We start from the raw sequence: 15,473 nt of genomic DNA on the forward strand, positions 1-15,473 counted from the left end.
CTTCAGGCGCACCGCTTCTTCCACGGCGATTTCGTCGAACGGGTTCATCGACATCTTCACGTTCGCGATGTCGACGCCCGTGCCATCCGACTTCACACGAACCTTCACGTTGTAATCGACTACGCGTTTGACGGGTACAAGAATCTTCACTACACGCCTCCTGATTGATTTAAATAACGCCCTTGTCCTTCAGTTCCGCCAGTTTCTCTCCGGAATAACCGAGCACCGTCTGCAGCACGTCCCGCGTGCCCTCGCCGAGTTGCGGCGGCGCGTGGCGCACCGGCATGCGTTCGCCGTCGAAGCGCCAAGGTGGCGCGAGCACTGGCGTCGTGCCGCTTTCCGTATGCGGATGCGGCTGCTGTGTCACGAGACCGCCGCGCGTCGCGCGTGGCGAGAGCAGCGCCTCGCGCAAACCCGCCACTTCGCCGCACGGAATGCCCGCTTGCGCGAGCCGTTCGAGCAGCAGCTTGCGCGCACGGCTGCCCAGTTCGCGCGTGAGCTCGGGCACGAGCGTCTCGCGGTTCTGCCCGCGCAGGATGTTGGTTTTGTAGCGCGCGTCGTCGGCGAGGTCGGGGCGCTCGATCACTTCGCGGCAAAAGCGCTCGAACTGCGCATTGTTGCCAACGGTGATGACGAGCGGACCGTCCGCCGCATCGAACACGCCATACGGCACGATCGAAGGATGCGCGTTGCCGTAGCGCGGCGGGTCTTCGCCGATCAGCAGCGCTTCGAGCCCGTAGTAAGCGGTGATCATGAGGCCGCAATCGAACAGCGCCATTTCGATGTGGCGTCCGCGCCCGGTGCGCTCGCGTTCGTACAGCGCCGCGAGCAACGCCTGCGCGGAGTACATGCCGGTGAAAAGATCGACGGCCGCGACGCCGAACTTGAGCGGCGGCTGGTCCGCTTCGCCGTTCAGCGCCATCAGGCCCGCTTCGCCTTGCACCACGAGGTCGTAGCCGGGGCGCGTCGCTTCGGGGCCCGTGCGGTCGTAGCCGGTAATCGAGCAATAGATGAGACGCGGATTCAACGCGCTCAGCTGCTCATAGCCGATTCCGAGCTTTTGCGCACCGCCGAACTTGAAATTCTGAATGACGATGTCGCTCGACTGCGCGAGCTCGCGCACGATCTGCTGGCCTTCGGGCGTTTGCAGATCGAGCGTGATCGAACGCTTGTTGCGATTCACGCTGTTGAAATACGCGGTTTCCGTCTTGCCGACGCGCACGCCCCAATCGCGCGTGTCGTCGCCGCGATCAGGATGCTCGATCTTGATGACTTCCGCGCCAAGGTCGCCAAGCACCATCGCGCTCCACGGTCCGGCCAGCACGCGCGAAAGATCGAGCACGCGTACGCCCGCGAGCGGCAGGCTGGGGTTGTCGGTCTGCATTAGCAAGCACTCCTGGTTCGTTGTGGAGGCAACGGCGTGCCTTCGCCTCCGTGTGGCTCAAGCCGCCTCTTGCCCCAGGGCGATGTAGCGCGCGAGGTGATGATCTTCGTCGCCGAGTTGGTGATCGATCATCACGAGGCGCTTCGCATAGTGCGCGAGCGGCAACTCCCACGTCATGCCGATGCCGCCATGTAGCTGGATCGCCTCTTCGGCCACGCGCGCGCCAATGTGCCCGATCGTGTATTTCGCCGCCGAAAGCCCGCGCTCGCGCTGCGCACGAGGCGCGGCGATGGCCGCCGCCGCGTTGATGACCGCCGAGCGCGCCTGCTCGATTTCGAGCAGCACGTCCGCCATGCGATGCTGCAACGCCTGAAAGCTGCCGATGGGCGTGCCGAACTGCTTGCGCGTGCGCAGGTATTCGAGCGTGAAGTCGCGCGCGACATCCATCGCGCCCACGGCTTGCGCCGCCAGCGCGACGATGCCGTAACCGCGTGCGTGCTCGAGCGTCGCGAAACCGCTGCCCTGCTCGCCAACGAGCGCATCGGCGTCAAGCTTCACGTTCACGAGCGTCACTTCGGCTGCGCGTCCACCGTCGATCTTGCGATAGCCGCGCATGCTCACGCCGGCCGCATCGCGAGGCACGAGGAAGAGCGAGATGCCCGCTTCGTCGAACTCGCTACCCGAGGTGCGTGCGGAAACGAGCAGCACGTCGGCGTGCTCCGCGTGCTGCACGACACCCTTCGCGCCGTGCAGCACCCAACCTTCGCCGTGCTTTTCGGCGCGTGTCGTGACGCGCGCTTCTTCGTAATGCGAGCCCGGCTCGTCGTGCGCGAGCGCGGCGATCTGCGAGCCGTCGATCAACGGCGCAATGCGTGCGCGTTGCGCGGCGCTGCCCGCATGCGCGAGCGCACGGCCGACGATCAGCGTGTCGAGGAACGGCTCGACCACGAGGCCGCGGCCGAGCGCTTCGAACACGACGGCGACATCGAAACCCGCGCCGCCAAAGCCACCATCGGCCTCGTCGAACAGCGCGCCGATCACGCCGAGTTCAGCGAAGCGTCGCCACATGTCGGCACTGAAGCCTTCCGTGGAGCGCGCGATTGTATCGCGCGTGTCGAAGCCGTATTGCTCGGAGATGAAACGGTTGAGCGTATCCGCAAGCATGCGGCGGTCTTCAGTGTGCTGGAAATTCATGGCTAGCCTCTCAAAGACCGAGGATCATCTTGGAGATGATGTTCTTCTGGATTTCGTTGGAGCCGCCGAAGATGGACAGCTTGCGGTTGTTGAAGTATTGCGCGGCGGCGCTGGCGGCTTCGTCCGGGCCGATGGGCTCGCCCGCGTAGCCATCTTCGAGCGCTTCCTCGACGAACGGCGCCGCGTACGGCCCCATCGCGCGGCGCAGCAGCGAGGCAATCTCCTGGCGGATCTCGGTGCCGCGAATCTTCAGCATGGAGCTTTCCGCGCCGGGCACGCCGCCGCCGGCCACGGCGGCGATCACGCGCAGGTTGGTCGTCTTCATGTTCTCCAGATCGATCTCGACCTTCGCAATGCGCGCGGCGAATTGCGGGTCTTGCGCGAGCGGCTTGCCGTTGCGCGTGATCTTCTGCGCGGCGCGCTTCAGGCGCGCGAGCGCCGCCACGGAAAAGCCCACACCGGCGATGTTGGTGCGCTCGTACGTGAGCAGATATTTCGCGTACGTCCAGCCGCGATTCTCTTCGCCCACCAGGTTTTCAACCGGCACGCGCACGTCGGTGAAGAACACTTCGTTTACCTCATGTTCGCCATCGAGCGTGATGATCGGGCGCACCTCGATGCCCGGCGTGTTCATGTCGATCAGCAGGAAGCTGATGCCCTCCTGCTTGCGCACGTCGGTGGCGGTGCGCACGAGGCAGAAGATCATGTTCGCGTAGTGGCCGAGCGTGGTCCACGTCTTCTGGCCGTTCACCACGTAGTGATCGCCCTGACGAACCGCCGTGGTGCGCAGCGAGGCGAGGTCCGAGCCCGCGCCCGGCTCCGAATAGCCCTGGCACCACCAGTCCGAGCCGTTCAGAATGCGCGGCAGCCAGTAGCGCTTTTGTGCCTCGCTGCCGTACTTGATGAGCACGGGCCCGAGCATGTTCACGCCGAACGGCACGATGCGCGGCGCGCCTGCAATCGCGCATTCGTTCTCGAAGATGAACTTCTGCACGGCGCTCCAGCCAGGGCCGCCGTATTCCTTGGGCCAGTGATTCGCGAGCCAGCCTTTTTCGTTGAGGATGGCATGCCATTGCGCCATGTCGTCGCGCGTGAGGTGCTTGCCGTTGCGCACCTTGCTGGAGAGGTGCTGTGGCAGGTGCTCCTCGAGGAACGCGAGCACTTCGCCGCGGAACGCCTCTTCTTCGGCGGTGAATTTCAGGTCCATGTGTGATTGCTCCTTGCTGCTGCGGCTTGTGTGCGCGCGTGCGTTCAGTTCAGGCCTCAGACCGATTGGTTGAGGCTCGCGAAATTCTCGCCTCGCTCGACCAGCTCGACGAGCAGCGGCGAGGGACGCCAGAACAGCGGGTCTTCCTTCGCGTACTCGCGGATATCGGCCAGCACGTTCGCGAGGCCCACGGTATCTGCGTATTTCATCGGGCCGCCGCGATAGCGCGGGAAGCCGTAGCCGTAGAGCAGCGTGACATCCACGTCGAGCGGGCGCAGCGCGATCTTCTCGTGCACGACGTTCGCGCCTTCGTTGATCATCGCGGCCATGTAGCGGCGGATGATTTCTTCGTCGGTGAAGCTGCGCGGTGTGACGCCGGCGCGCTCGCGCTCGGCGCGGATGATCGCTTCGACTTCCGGGTCGGGCGTGCCGGTGCGCGCGCCTTCGGGGTAGAGGTAGAAGCCGCGGCCCGTCTTCTGGCCGAACCAGCCGCGCTCGCACAGGCGGTCGGCGATCTGCACGTAGCGCGCGTTCGGGTCGCGCGTGGCGGCGCGCCGCTTGCGCGTGGCCCAGCCGATGTCGCCACCCGCGAGGTCGACTACCTGGTAGGGGCCCATCGGGAAGCCGAATTCGCGTACAGCCTTGTCGATCTGATACGGCGAGGCGCCGTCTTCCATCAGATGATCGGCGGCGGTGCGGTACACGGCGAGAATGCGGTTGCCGATAAAGCCATCGCACACGCCCGCGCGCACGGGCACCTTGCGCAGCTTTTTCGCGAGCTCGAACGCAGTGGCGACGACATCGGCGCTCACCGCTTTCGGCACCACGACTTCGAGCAGCTTCATGATGTTGGCGGGCGAGAAGAAGTGCAGACCCACCACATCCTGCGGCCGCTTGATGCTGCCGGCGATGGCGTCGATGTCGAGATACGACGTGTTGGTCGCGAGCACGGCGCCGGGCTTGCACACGCGGTCCAGCTCGGCGAACACGGCCTGCTTGACGGCGATGTCCTCGAACACGGCTTCGATCACGAGATCGGTGTTCGCGAGCGCGTCGTACGTGGTGCTGCCACTGAAGCGCGCGAGAATCTGCGCCTTCACCTCGGGCTTCATGCGGCCCTTCGCGATGAGGCCGTCGTAGACCTTCTCCACATGCGCGCGGCCGCGTGCGAGCGAAGCATCGTCGCGCTCGATCATCGTCACCGGCAGGCCGGCATCGAGCACGGCCACGGCAATGCCCGCGCCCATCGTGCCGCCGCCGATCACGCCGACGGTTTCGATCGCGCGCGGCGCGGCGCTCTTCGTTTCAGGGGCTTTCTGCACTTCGCGTTCGGCGAAGAACGCATGCACGAGGCCCGCGCGCTGGGGGCTTTCGAGGCATTCGAGGAACTGCTTGCGCTCGAAGCGCAGGCCTTCGTCGAACGGAAGATCGAGCGCGGCCTGCACGCAATCGACGATCTTCAGCGGCGAAAAGAGGCCGCGCGATTTTTTCGCGGTGTCGGCGCGGGCGGCTTCGATGGCCGCTTGCGCCTGTGCGCGGTCCGCGAGGCCGTGGGCGTCGCGCGTGCGGCGCACGTGCGCGTGGCCCGCGAGCAGTTCCTGCGCGTAGGCGAGGCCTTCCGCGAGAATGTCGTCGCTCGCGCCCACGCGATCGACGAGGCCCAGCTTGAGCGCTTCCTGCGCGCTTGCATGGCGGCCGCTCAGCATGAGCGAAAGCGCAGCCTCGGCGCCGATCAGGCGCGGCGTGCGCTGCGTGCCGCCCGCGCCGGGCAGCAGGCCCAGTTGCACTTCGGGCAGCCCGAGCTTCGCGCCCGCCACGGCGAGACGGTAGTGCGCCGCGAGCGCCACTTCGAGGCCGCCGCCCAGTGCCGCGCCGTGAATGGCGGCGATCACCGGCTTGTGGCAGGCCTCGATGCGATTGCACACGTCGGGCAGCGCGGGTGCTTGCGGCGGCTTGCCGAACTCCCGGATATCCGCGCCGGCGATGAAATTGCGGCCCGCGCCGACGATCAGCACAGCCTGGACGGCGCCGTTCGCCTCGGCATGTTCGATTGCGGCGGCGAGGCCGCGGCGCACGTCGACGGAAAGCGCATTGACCGGCGGATTGTCGATCGTGACGAGCAGCACCTTGCCGCGCAGTTCGTGAGTGACGGGGGAGGTGTTGACGCTGTCGGATGCCATGAGATGTTGTCTCCAGTTGTCGACCAGAGTTAGCGCTTTAGCGCTTACTCTGGTCCCATGCCTGGTTGGGGCGGTCGACCAGAGTTAACGCTTTAGCTGTCGCCCTGAATTAGCGCTTCAGCACTGACTCCGGGCCCATGCAGAGCGCTTGCTCTGGTCTCATGCAACGTAATGAGGGCCGGACTGGCGGGCCAGGCGGCAGGTGTTCTATGGTTCGCGTCGATTCTCGGCGCGTCAGAGTCAATTGACAATCCCATGGCCTATTGACAGACTGTCAAAATATCTTTGACAGTGGAGCGTCCATGGACGTCAATGCACTGACCCTGCTCGTCGAGATCCTCGACGCGGGCAACCTGAGCGAGGCGGCGCGCCGGCTCAAGATGAGCCGCGCGAACGTGAGCTACCACCTCAACCATCTCGAGAAGTCGATCGGCTTGCAGCTCGTGCGCCGCACCACGCGCCGCGTCGAGCCGACCGAAATCGGGCTGAAGCTCTACGAGCACGGCCGCTCGATCCAGAACGCGCTGCTCGCCGCGCGCGAGTCGGTTTCCACGCTAGGGCAGAGCCTCCAGGGGCGCGTACGCCTTTCGGTGCCGAGCGGCTACGGGCAGCTCGTGATGTCGGACTGGCTCATCCAGTTCAAGCGCATGTACCCGGGCATCGTGCTCGACGTGATGTTCGAAAATCGCGTGGAGGACCTGCTGCGCGACGAAGTGGACATCGCCGTGCGCGTGATGCACGAGCCGCCACAGAATCTCGTGGCGCGCGACATGGGGCCCGTGAAGTACATCGCGTGCGCGTGCACGCAGTGGGCCGAGCGGCACGGCATGCCGCAAACGCTGGAAGATCTGGCGCGCGCGCCCGTCATCACGGCGACGGTGGTGGGACGGCAGCTGCGCCTCGCGGGGTATCTGCGCGAGGACCGGCATGAGGTGCTGCTCGAGCCATCGATCATTTCGGAGAACTTTCTATTTCTGCGCCAGTCGATTCTCGCCGGGCTCGGCATTGGCATCGTGCCCGACTACGTGATGCACGACGACATTCGCCAGGGCGCCGCCGTCACGTCGCTCGACGCGTGGCGCCTGAGCATCTTCGGCACGCACATGTACATGCTCTACATGCCGAACCGTCACCACACGCGTGCAGCATCCACGTTCATTGACTTCGTGCTGGGCGAGGCGCGCAAGACCGGGCGCGGCGCGGCCGCTTGAAGCGTGTCATGAAGCGCGTCATGCGGCGGATCATGCGGCGGATCATGCGGCGGGTCATGCGGCGGGTCATGCGGCGCGTTCACGCGTCGCGGCCTGGCTCGCCTTCGTGGGGCGCGGCTCGCGCCGCCTCGTTGCTTGCGCATGCGCCGGTGGCGGGCGGCCGTCCGCGCGTGGCGGAAGAAATGAACACGCGTTGCTGGATGCCGGCCTTCGAGAGCATGTGCGCGCTGATGGGCGCGGTGAGGAACAGGAATGCCGGGATCAGCAGCTCATGCAGGCTCGCGTAGTTGTCGTGCGTGCTGAAGTAGACCACAGAGGCGAGCACGATGCCGCCCACGCCGAGCGTCGTCGACTTGGTCGGGCCGTGCAGGCGCATGTAGAAGTCGGGCAGGCGCAAGAGGCCGATCGCGCCGACCAGCGTGAACGCGCTTCCCAGTAAAAGCAGTACGCAGACTAGCGCTTCGATGACGGTTTGCATGGCGGGACCTGGCTAGTTGAGCTCGATGATGTCGCCGCGCTGCAGGTACTTGGTGAACGCGACAGTGGCCAGAAAGCCCATCACCGCGATCAGCAGCGCGATTTCGAAGAAGACCGTCGAGCGCAGCTTGATGCCGTAGACGACGATCAGCGCGATGGCGTTGATGTTGAGCGTATCGAGCGCGACGAGTCGGTCGGGCAGCGACGGCCCGCGCACGAGGCGCGCGAGCGTGAGCAGGAAGGCGAGCCCGAGGATCGCGAACGACACCGGAATGACGATGGCTAGCATGCGAAGATCTCCATCAGCGGGGCTTCGTAACGGGACTTGATCAAGGCGACGAGCGCGGCTTCGTCCGCGAGGTCGAGCACGTGCACGCAAAGACGCGAGCGGTCGTCGGAGAGTTCGGCGCACAGCGTGCCGGGGCTCAGCGAGACGATGCTGATGAGCGCCGTGAGCGCGATTTCGTGGGTGCTGTCGAGCGGCACTTCGATGAAGGCGGGGCGCAGGCGCCGGGTCGGGCCGAGCACAAGCAGCGCGACTTCGACGTTGGCGACGACGATGTCGTAGAGCACATACACGAAGAGCCGCACGAGCAGCCAAGGTTTGCCGAAGTGCACCGGCGACAGCCACAATCCTTCGCCCACGCTGAAGGCGATCGCCGTGCCGAGCACGAACCCGAGCAGCAGGTTGCCCGGCGAGAGATCGTTCATCAGGAGTACCCAGCAGACGAGCAGCACGATCGTGAGCCAGGGGTGCGGAAAGAGCCTCTTGAGCATGTCAGCTTCCTTCTGCCTGTGCCGCAGCAGCCTGCGCCGCAGGCGCGGGCAGGACTGCGTGGACGTACGCTTCGCGGTCGAGCAACTGTGCGGCAGTGGCGTCGAGATAGCCCTTGAGCAGGCCTGCCAGAATCGTTGCAGCCACGACGCCCGCGAGCAGCAGCGCGCAGGCGGCGAGCTTTGTGCGGCTGCCGTGCGGCGCGGTGGCCGCGGCCCCGGAGGGGCGCGACGCGGGAGCCGCCCACAGCAGGCGCGTGCCAGTGCGGCTCAGCGCGACGATCGAGAGCAGGCCCGAAATCAGCACCGCGGGCCAGAGCACAGTGGCTTGCGAGAGCGGCATGGCGGCGAGCACCATCGCCTTGCCGAGAAAGCCCGAAAGCGGCGGCAGGCCCGCCGCGCCCACGGCTGCCGCGAGATAGAGCGCGCCGGCGGTATTCGAGGGCCAACGCGCAAGTGTTTTCTGCGCGTTGGCGGGTTGGGGCGCAACGGCGGCGGGTTCGCTGTCCGCCTCGGGCGTGATGGCGGGAGCCGTGGCATCGTCGAGCGATTCGAGCGAGGCGGGTTCTCGTGCTTCCAGCGCCGCGGGTGCGGCTCCAGTTGATTCGGACTCCAGTGTATCGGCGAGCAGGAACAGTGCGCCCGTGCAGAGCGTCGTGCTGATGAGGTAGTAGAGCAAAGCGCTCCACGCAAGCACGGTCTGCAGCGTGGCCGCCGCGATCAGCAGGCCGACCGATACCAGCACGAGAAAGCCTGTCGTGGTTTTGAGGCTCGACACGGCGAGCGCGCCGAGCGCGCCATAAATGATCGTCGCAATGGCGAGCCACCACGCCCAGTCGTGCATGAACGCATCGAGCACGCCACCCGAGCCGCCGAATACGAGCGCGTCACAGCGCAGCATGGCGTAGATACCTACTTTCGTCATGATCGCGAACAGTGCGGCCACCGGGCCGATCGCACTGCGGTACGCCTGTGGCAGCCAGAACGACATCGGGAATACGGCGGCCTTCAGGCCGAATACGAGCATGAGCGTCGCGCCCGCGAACTGGGCGAGCGGCAGCGAAGCGGGCTCCAGATGCGCAAGCCGCTCGCCCATGTCGACCATGTTCAGCGTGCCCGTGAGGCCGTACAGCACGCCGAGCGCGATCAGGAAGAACGACGAGCCGACGAGGTTCAGGAGCAGATAATGCAGCCCGTTGCGCACGCGGCGCCGGCCGCCGCCATGCAGCAGCAGCGCGTAGGAGGCGATCAGCAGCAGCTCGAAGAACACGAAGAGATTGAAGAGATCGCCCGCGAGAAACGCGCCGTTCAGGCCCATCAGTTCGAACTGCACGAGCGCGCGATAGTAGCGCCCGAGCCGCGCATCCGCGCTCGTCGTGCCGAGCAGGCAGCAGCACGCGAGCAGCGCGGTGAGCACGAGCATGAGCGCGCCGAGCCGGTCGAGCTGCAGCACGATGCCGAACGGCGCCGGCCACGCGCCGAGTGCGTAGCTCGCAATCTCGCCTTGCGCTGCGTGTTCGGCCAGCGCCACGGCGACCGGCAGCAACGCGAGCGTGGCGATCACGTTGATCGCGCGCTGCAGGCGCTTTGCGCGCAGCGGCAACGCAACGATTGCGCCGGCCGCGAAGAGCGGGATCAGGATGGGGAGGATAAGAGCGTGGTTCATTCGCCGCGCATCTCCTTCTCGATCCGGGGTGGGCGCTCGTGCGGCTTGCTTCGGTTGCGTGCAAGCGGTTTGCCGCCGTCCACATGGTCGCTTCCGTCGATCGCGAGCGCGCGCAGCGAGAGCACGACCGTGAAGGCCGTCATCGCGAAGCCGATCACGATGGCCGTGAGCACGAGGGCCTGCGGAACGGGGTCGGCGTATTGCGCGCCTGCCGCGATCACGGGCGGCTTGCCGATGGAGAGCCTGCCCATGCCGAGCAGGAACAGGTTGATCGCATACGAGAACAGCGTGATGCCGAGTATGACCGGCAGCACGCGCGCGCACAGCAGCAGGTAGATGCCGCACGCGCAAAGTACGCCGAGTGTCGCGGCGAAGGCGGCTTCCATCAGCTTTTCTCCACGGATTGCATGTCCTTGTCACGCACGCCGAGGTGCGAAACGATCGTGAGCGTCGTACCGACCACGGCGCCGAACACACCGAGGTCGAACAGCATGGCCGTGCTCAGCTCGATTCCGCCGATCAGCGGCACGTGCAGATGGCCGAACGCGCTCGTGAGGAACGGCTGGCCGAATACGATGGCGCCAACACCCGTCGCGCCCGCGACGAGGATGCCGAGGCCCGCGAGCGCGCGGTAGTTGATGCGGATGCGCGACTCGGTCCACAGCACGCCGTTCGCGACGTATTGCAGCAACAGCGCGATCGAGACGACGAGCGCGGCGACGAAGCCTCCGCCCGGCAGATTGTGCCCGCGCAGGAAGATGAACACGGCGACGAGCACGGTGAGCGGCAGCATTAGGCGCGCGAGAATGGCGAGCATCAGCGGATGCGACTGCGACGACCATGGCAGGCCGCCGGGTCCGGTGTCGGGTGACGTCAGGCGCAGGCCGCGCAAGAGCGCCTTCACCGCAAGCCCCGCCACCACCAGCACGCTGATCTCGACCATCGTGTCGAAGCCGCGGAAGTCCACGAGGATCACGTTGACGACGTTGTGCCCGCCGCTGCCGGGCAGCGCGTTCGCGAGAAAGTACGGCGCGATGCCAGCCGCCGGAGCGCGCGTCATCACGGCATACGCCACGCCGCCAATCAGCGCGCCGCCGGCTATCGCGAGCACTGCGTTGAATGCTCGCGTGGGCACCGGCTGAAGCGCGCGCTGCTCGACCGGCAGGAAGTAGATGGCGAGCACGAGCAGGAGCACGGTGACCACTTCCACGGAGATTTGCGTGAGCGCCAGGTCCGGTGCCGAAAAGCGCACGAACGCGAGCGTGATGAGCAGGCCGCAGGTGCTCAGCATCACGAGCGCGTAGAGCGTGTTGGCGCGCACGAGCACCACACCCACCGCCAGCAGCGCCATCAGCACGAGGCCGATCAGCGTGACGGGATCGAGCGGCACCGAGCGGTACGCGCCGTCGAGCGCGGTGAGCGAGAGCAACGCCGCACCGGGCACGACCACCATGGCCACGATCATCCACGCGAGATACGACGGCAGCGAGCGCGTTTCGAAGATGCGTACGACGACACCCGCTGCTTTTTCGAGCTGCTGGACAAAGCGGTCGAAGCCTTCGCTTGCGTTCATTTCGGAGAGCAGCGAGCGATGATGGCGGAACGCATCGCGACGGTAGAAGAAAAGCAGCGCGCCGCCGAGGAACGACACGGCGCTCATGATGAGCGGCAGATTGAATCCATGCCACAAGCTCAGGCTGTACGTGGGCACGACGCCGCCCAGCGCGAACCAGGCCGCCGATTCGAGCATCCTGCCGATGGTCCGCTGCGGCAGGAGTCCCACCAGCAGACAGATCACGACGAGAATCTCGACGGGCAGCCTCATGAAGCGCGGCGGCTCGTGCGGCGGGTAGTGCGGCAGGTCGTGCGGCGTCTCGCCGTCGAAGAACACGCCCCACACGAAGCGCAGCGAGTACGCCACCGAGAGCCCCGCGGCCACCACGGCGAGCGCGGGAATCACCCAGTTGAAGTTGCCGAGCAGCCCTTGCGCGAGCGTCTCACCGAAGAACATCTCCTTCGAGAGAAAGCCGTTGAGCAGCGGCACGCCCGCCATGGCGAGCGACGCCACGCCGGCGAGCAAGGCCGTATGCGGCATGAAGCGGCGCAGGCCGCGCAGGCGGCCAAGGTCGCGCGTGCCGGTTTCATGGTCGATGATGCCCGCGGCCATGAAGAGCGACGCCTTGAAAACCGCATGATTGAAGGTGTGAAACAGCGCGGCGACGGTGGAGAGCTGCGTGTCGAGGCCGAACAGCAGCACGATGAGCCCGAGATGGCTGATGGTCGAATACGCGAGCAGCCCCTTGAGATCGCGCTGCACGAGCGCCATGGCCGCGCCGCCCGTGAGCGTGACGAGGCCGATCAGGCTCGTGACGTAGAAGAACCAGTCGGTGCCTTCGAGCACCGGGTAAAAGCGCGCGATCAGGAAGATGCCGGCCTTCACCATGGTCGCCGAATGCAGGTACGCCGAAACGGGCGTGGGCGCGGACATCGCATGCGGCAGCCAGAAGTGGAACGGGAATTGTGCCGATTTCGTGCAAGCCGCGAAAAGGATGAGCAGCAGGATGGCGGGGTAGAGCGGATTGTGCTGCACTTCGCCTGCATGCGCGAGCACGACGTTCAGGTCGTAGCTGCCGCATACTCGGCCTAGCAGCAGCACGGCGGCGAGCAGTGCGAGACCGCCCGCGCCCGTGATGGTGAGCGCCATGCGCGCGCCGCGCCGCGCGTCGGGGCGCGAAGGCCAGAAGCCGATCAGCAGGAACGACACGATGCTCGTGAGCTCCCAGAAAATCACGAGCAGCAGCAGATTGTTCGACAGCACGACGCCGAGCATCGCGCCCATGAAGAGCAGCAGCAGCGCATAGAGGCGCGGCAGCGATTCGCTGCCGGCGAGGTAATAGCGTGCGTAGATGAAGACGAGCAGGCCGATCGCGAGCACGAGCAGCGCGAACATGAACGAGAGGCCGTCTAGGCGCAGCGAGAAAGCGAGGCCGAGTTGCGGTATCCAGTCGACTTGCCATTGCAGCATGCCATGAGCGGCCATGCCCACGCGCTCGCTTGCCAGCAGCCCCAGCCCGAGAAGCGCGGCTGCGAACGCGATCCAGGTGGCTCCGGCCGGCGCGCGGCGCCCCGCGAACACGACGAGCGCCGCGGCGAGAAACGGTAATACGACGAGCCACCCCATTGCCATTCGACACTCTCCGGAAATTCGCGGGCGGCCATCGGCCGGGCGGCGATCCGTGGGGCCGTCATTCACCGCCACGCGGTGTTGCGTCGCGCGACGGGAGGCCGGACGGGCCGGCGCGCCACAGAACACGATCATAGCCGCAAACGGGGACGGAGTTCGTTCGCGTGGCGTGAATCCGCCATGCGGGCCGGCTCGCGGTCCGCTGCGGAGGGGGGCGTATGCGATGTGTGCGTCAGGCAATCTGTCTGAAGGTCTTGCGCAATCGCACAAGCGAGAACGCGAACGGCGACGCGAACAGTGCGCTGCCGATCACGGCGAGCCACGGGAAAGACTGTTAGACAATGTCGAAGTGCGCGCCGCGAAAGAGAGGGGCCTGGCCGAGTTGGCCGAAGTGAGTGGCGGGCGCGGCGGCCATGGCGAGCGGGTGCTTGAAGGTGCCGTGCCCGCGCTCGCGTATCAGAGCGCCGCGCCGGTGCGGATGATGGAAAGCATCGTTACGTTGTCGATGATCTCCATGAGCGAGCCGAACCACGCGAGAGCAAACGATCGCGGACTCGACGCGACCGCCAGGCCCATGAAGCGTTCAGGCCATCAACTCGGCCAGACGAAGGTTTCGTGAGCGCGCGTCGTCTTGCCGATGTCCACCGTGCGCCGCTCGGTATTGCCGCCGTGGCTCGCGGTCACGACGTAACGCCCTGCGGGAAGCGAAACGAGCATGAACGGGCCGCGCGTTTGCGTGGAGAGGAGCGGCGTACCGTGCATGTCGGCGATCTTCACGGGCACGTTGGCGAGGTACTCGTTGCCGTTGCCGGCCGACTGCTGGGCGAATTCGAGCGAGAGCGGGTATCGAGGCATCGCCGCCTTGAATGCCGCCGACTGGTCGCTGCCGATGCCGCCGGACAGGTACGCGATGTCGCCCTTGTGTTGCGCGGGAGGCAGGACGCCCGCGCCGGACGCTGCGGGCATGGCATTCGCGCCACTGCTCACTGGGGTTGCCGCCCACGCGCCAGGCGCGCCGAACACGACCGCGAGCGCGAACGCCGCGCCAATCCACGGAGTTGAGCGTGCTTTCATTTTCGACCTCCATCGATTCGTTCATCGGATTGCGTCCAGAATGCGGCGCGAGTCCAGACGATTGGCGCGCGACTGCGTTCCGGACGAATCGAGCGTAGGCGCGGGGGCTTAAAAGTCCCTTAAAAGAAGGTGATTTCGTGGCTTCTCATTTGCACTCTGCATCCGAAAAGGCCGCTGCCCCGAGCGGCGAGCGCAACAGCGTGTTCGATCCAACACGCGATCCAGTTGACGACCGATGGGCGGTGCCAACTTGATGAAAGCCTGTTGTGACAGCGAGTTGAGCAACCCGAGGGACTTCCCACTAACCCTGTCCAAGTTGAGCGTCTGTCGCCATGCCAAGATAACGCACACGCTCATTGCCACCGGCCCAGTACACGCGAGGCCAGCCGTAGCCCCCAGGCGCGTATTCGTGGAAGTACGGCACTCGGAACCAGCAACGGCTGTCGTGCACGTAGTTGTCGAACAGGTCGATGGCGGCCTGAGCCGTTGACTGTAATGCCTTCACTGCGGCCGCTGACGCGTGCTTTCTCAGGAATCGTTCGACGCCACATACCGGGGCGGCAAGCACATCGTCTGCCGCTGAATACTGACTAAGCAGTGCCGACCAGATGATCATGAACAGAAATCCGCTTTCGGCCAGCGTCATCCTGGGTGAATCGCTACCCTTCTGGTCATGCGCGACCGCCAGCGTAACTTGGGGCGTTGCCGGGTAGGCATTGGGCGAAGGGTTGACCGATACGGCCTGCCCGACTTTCCAGAGTTCGAGTTCTTCCGGGAAAAGATGGGCAAGCAGGAGCCGCATTTCTTCGGCGCCTTGCAGAAGGTCTGTCTGGTCGTTCGTGCCGATATCGTAGGGCCCTTCACCTGGTCGCGCGCTTCTGGGCGGGTTCGCTCCAGGATAGGCGACCTGTCCGCATAGCACCTCACCCCGTTCGCGGATCGACCTTTGCAGTTCGGTAATCTGGCTGTCGAGCGCATTCACATGCGCTGTTCATGGATTGAAATAGCGTGATAGCAGAAGCGGACGGAGTCGGGAATGTCGAGTCCGCCGTCCGCGCAAAGTCTGAATGGCCGTCGAACATGTTGAGATTGACGGCGGAACGCGTCGAGTCGGGCAACCCG

Annotated in this window: 14 protein-coding genes and 1 pseudogene; 2 read left to right on the top strand and 13 right to left on the bottom strand. The window is 65.7% G+C overall.

Annotation, left to right across the window (positions count from 1 at the left end; all coding sequences use genetic code 11):
* The 5 genes and pseudogenes from VMJ11_RS31850 to VMJ11_RS31870 all read right to left on the bottom strand — a co-directional run.
* Positions 1 to 150: pseudogene (locus VMJ11_RS31850) on the bottom strand (electron transfer flavoprotein subunit beta/FixA family protein); the annotation flags it as partial.
* A gap of 19 nt (positions 151 to 169) precedes the next feature.
* Positions 170 to 1,384 carry a CaiB/BaiF CoA-transferase family protein gene (locus VMJ11_RS31855; RefSeq protein ID WP_325624971.1) on the bottom strand — a complete coding sequence of 405 codons (1,215 nt, stop codon included), beginning with the start codon at positions 1,382 to 1,384 and terminating at the stop codon, positions 170 to 172.
* Between the two features lie 57 nt (positions 1,385 to 1,441).
* A complete protein-coding gene (locus VMJ11_RS31860) occupies positions 1,442 to 2,578 on the bottom strand; it encodes an acyl-CoA dehydrogenase (protein WP_325624973.1) in 1,137 nt (378 codons plus the stop codon).
* Positions 2,579 to 2,588: 10 nt separating this feature from the next.
* A complete protein-coding gene (locus VMJ11_RS31865; RefSeq protein WP_325624974.1) occupies positions 2,589 to 3,785 on the bottom strand; it encodes an acyl-CoA dehydrogenase family protein in 1,197 nt (398 codons plus the stop codon).
* A gap of 56 nt (positions 3,786 to 3,841) precedes the next feature.
* The gene (locus tag VMJ11_RS31870) at positions 3,842 to 5,965 is read right to left on the bottom strand and encodes a 3-hydroxyacyl-CoA dehydrogenase NAD-binding domain-containing protein (RefSeq protein ID WP_325624975.1); all 2,124 of its coding nucleotides are present in this window, start codon (positions 5,963 to 5,965) and stop codon (positions 3,842 to 3,844) included.
* Positions 5,966 to 6,267: 302 nt separating this feature from the next.
* On the opposite strand from VMJ11_RS31870, the gene VMJ11_RS31875 reads away from it, so the two are divergent.
* Positions 6,268 to 7,176, top strand: a complete 909-nt coding sequence (locus VMJ11_RS31875; protein WP_325624977.1) for a LysR family transcriptional regulator — start codon at positions 6,268 to 6,270, stop codon at positions 7,174 to 7,176.
* Between the two features lie 79 nt (positions 7,177 to 7,255).
* Here VMJ11_RS31875 and VMJ11_RS31880 read toward each other — a convergent pair whose 3' ends face one another.
* From VMJ11_RS31880 to VMJ11_RS31905, 6 genes are read right to left on the bottom strand one after another with little or no spacing between them, the layout of a single operon-like run.
* Entirely contained in the window at positions 7,256 to 7,654 is a 399-nt protein-coding gene (locus VMJ11_RS31880; protein ID WP_325624978.1) for a Na+/H+ antiporter subunit G, read from the bottom strand.
* 12 nt (positions 7,655 to 7,666) lie between these two features.
* A complete protein-coding gene (locus tag VMJ11_RS31885) occupies positions 7,667 to 7,942 on the bottom strand; it encodes a K+/H+ antiporter subunit F (RefSeq protein WP_325624979.1) in 276 nt (91 codons plus the stop codon).
* Entirely contained in the window at positions 7,936 to 8,430 is a 495-nt protein-coding gene (locus VMJ11_RS31890; protein WP_325624981.1) for a Na+/H+ antiporter subunit E, read from the bottom strand. The genes VMJ11_RS31885 and VMJ11_RS31890 overlap by 7 nt, the downstream gene beginning before the upstream one ends.
* A gap of 1 nt (position 8,431) precedes the next feature.
* Positions 8,432 to 10,093 (bottom strand): monovalent cation/H+ antiporter subunit D, encoded by a 1,662-nt coding sequence (locus VMJ11_RS31895; protein WP_325624982.1) that lies wholly within the window; start codon positions 10,091 to 10,093, stop codon positions 8,432 to 8,434.
* Entirely contained in the window at positions 10,090 to 10,479 is a 390-nt protein-coding gene (locus tag VMJ11_RS31900) for a Na+/H+ antiporter subunit C (RefSeq protein WP_325624984.1), read from the bottom strand. Before VMJ11_RS31900 ends, VMJ11_RS31895 begins: the two co-directional genes overlap by 4 nt.
* Positions 10,479 to 13,280, bottom strand: coding sequence for a monovalent cation/H+ antiporter subunit A (locus VMJ11_RS31905; protein WP_325624985.1), 2,802 nt, complete (start codon positions 13,278 to 13,280; stop codon positions 10,479 to 10,481). Before VMJ11_RS31905 ends, VMJ11_RS31900 begins: the two co-directional genes overlap by 1 nt.
* Before the next feature lie 220 nt (positions 13,281 to 13,500).
* On the opposite strand from VMJ11_RS31905, the gene VMJ11_RS34575 reads away from it, so the two are divergent.
* Positions 13,501 to 13,896, top strand: coding sequence for a hypothetical protein (locus VMJ11_RS34575; RefSeq protein WP_414694543.1), 396 nt, complete (start codon positions 13,501 to 13,503; stop codon positions 13,894 to 13,896).
* Here VMJ11_RS34575 and VMJ11_RS31915 read toward each other — a convergent pair.
* Together VMJ11_RS31915 and VMJ11_RS31920 are read right to left on the bottom strand one after the other, a co-directional pair.
* Complete coding sequence (locus VMJ11_RS31915) at positions 13,869 to 14,351, bottom strand: carboxypeptidase regulatory-like domain-containing protein (RefSeq protein WP_325624987.1); 483 nt, start codon at positions 14,349 to 14,351, stop codon at positions 13,869 to 13,871. The genes VMJ11_RS34575 and VMJ11_RS31915 overlap by 28 nt on opposite strands.
* Before the next feature lie 301 nt (positions 14,352 to 14,652).
* The gene (locus VMJ11_RS31920; protein ID WP_325624989.1) at positions 14,653 to 15,333 is read right to left on the bottom strand and encodes a hypothetical protein; all 681 of its coding nucleotides are present in this window, start codon (positions 15,331 to 15,333) and stop codon (positions 14,653 to 14,655) included.
* Positions 15,334 to 15,473: the final 140 nt, after the last annotated feature.

It is taken from the genome of Paraburkholderia sp. (assembly GCF_035501035.1).
Taxonomy (GTDB): domain Bacteria; phylum Pseudomonadota; class Gammaproteobacteria; order Burkholderiales; family Burkholderiaceae; genus Paraburkholderia.

Bases quoted from the DNA above. Each gene is read 5' to 3' on its own strand.
- VMJ11_RS31855 (WP_325624971.1), bottom strand. From the start codon at position 1,384: ATGCAGACCGACAACCCCAGCCTGCCGCTCGCGGGCGTACGCGTGCTC.
- VMJ11_RS31860 (WP_325624973.1), bottom strand. From the start codon at position 2,578: ATGAATTTCCAGCACACTGAAGACCGCCGCATGCTTGCGGATACGCTC.
- VMJ11_RS31865 (WP_325624974.1), bottom strand. From the start codon at position 3,785: ATGGACCTGAAATTCACCGCCGAAGAAGAGGCGTTCCGCGGCGAAGTG.
- VMJ11_RS31870 (WP_325624975.1), bottom strand. From the start codon at position 5,965: ATGGCATCCGACAGCGTCAACACCTCCCCCGTCACTCACGAACTGCGC.
- VMJ11_RS31875 (WP_325624977.1), top strand. From the start codon at position 6,268: ATGGACGTCAATGCACTGACCCTGCTCGTCGAGATCCTCGACGCGGGC.
- VMJ11_RS31880 (WP_325624978.1), bottom strand. From the start codon at position 7,654: ATGCAAACCGTCATCGAAGCGCTAGTCTGCGTACTGCTTTTACTGGGA.
- VMJ11_RS31885 (WP_325624979.1), bottom strand. From the start codon at position 7,942: ATGCTAGCCATCGTCATTCCGGTGTCGTTCGCGATCCTCGGGCTCGCC.
- VMJ11_RS31890 (WP_325624981.1), bottom strand. From the start codon at position 8,430: ATGCTCAAGAGGCTCTTTCCGCACCCCTGGCTCACGATCGTGCTGCTC.
- VMJ11_RS31895 (WP_325624982.1), bottom strand. From the start codon at position 10,093: ATGAACCACGCTCTTATCCTCCCCATCCTGATCCCGCTCTTCGCGGCC.
- VMJ11_RS31900 (WP_325624984.1), bottom strand. From the start codon at position 10,479: ATGGAAGCCGCCTTCGCCGCGACACTCGGCGTACTTTGCGCGTGCGGC.
- VMJ11_RS31905 (WP_325624985.1), bottom strand. From the start codon at position 13,280: ATGGCAATGGGGTGGCTCGTCGTATTACCGTTTCTCGCCGCGGCGCTC.
- VMJ11_RS34575 (WP_414694543.1), top strand. From the start codon at position 13,501: ATGTGTGCGTCAGGCAATCTGTCTGAAGGTCTTGCGCAATCGCACAAG.
- VMJ11_RS31915 (WP_325624987.1), bottom strand. From the start codon at position 14,351: ATGAAAGCACGCTCAACTCCGTGGATTGGCGCGGCGTTCGCGCTCGCG.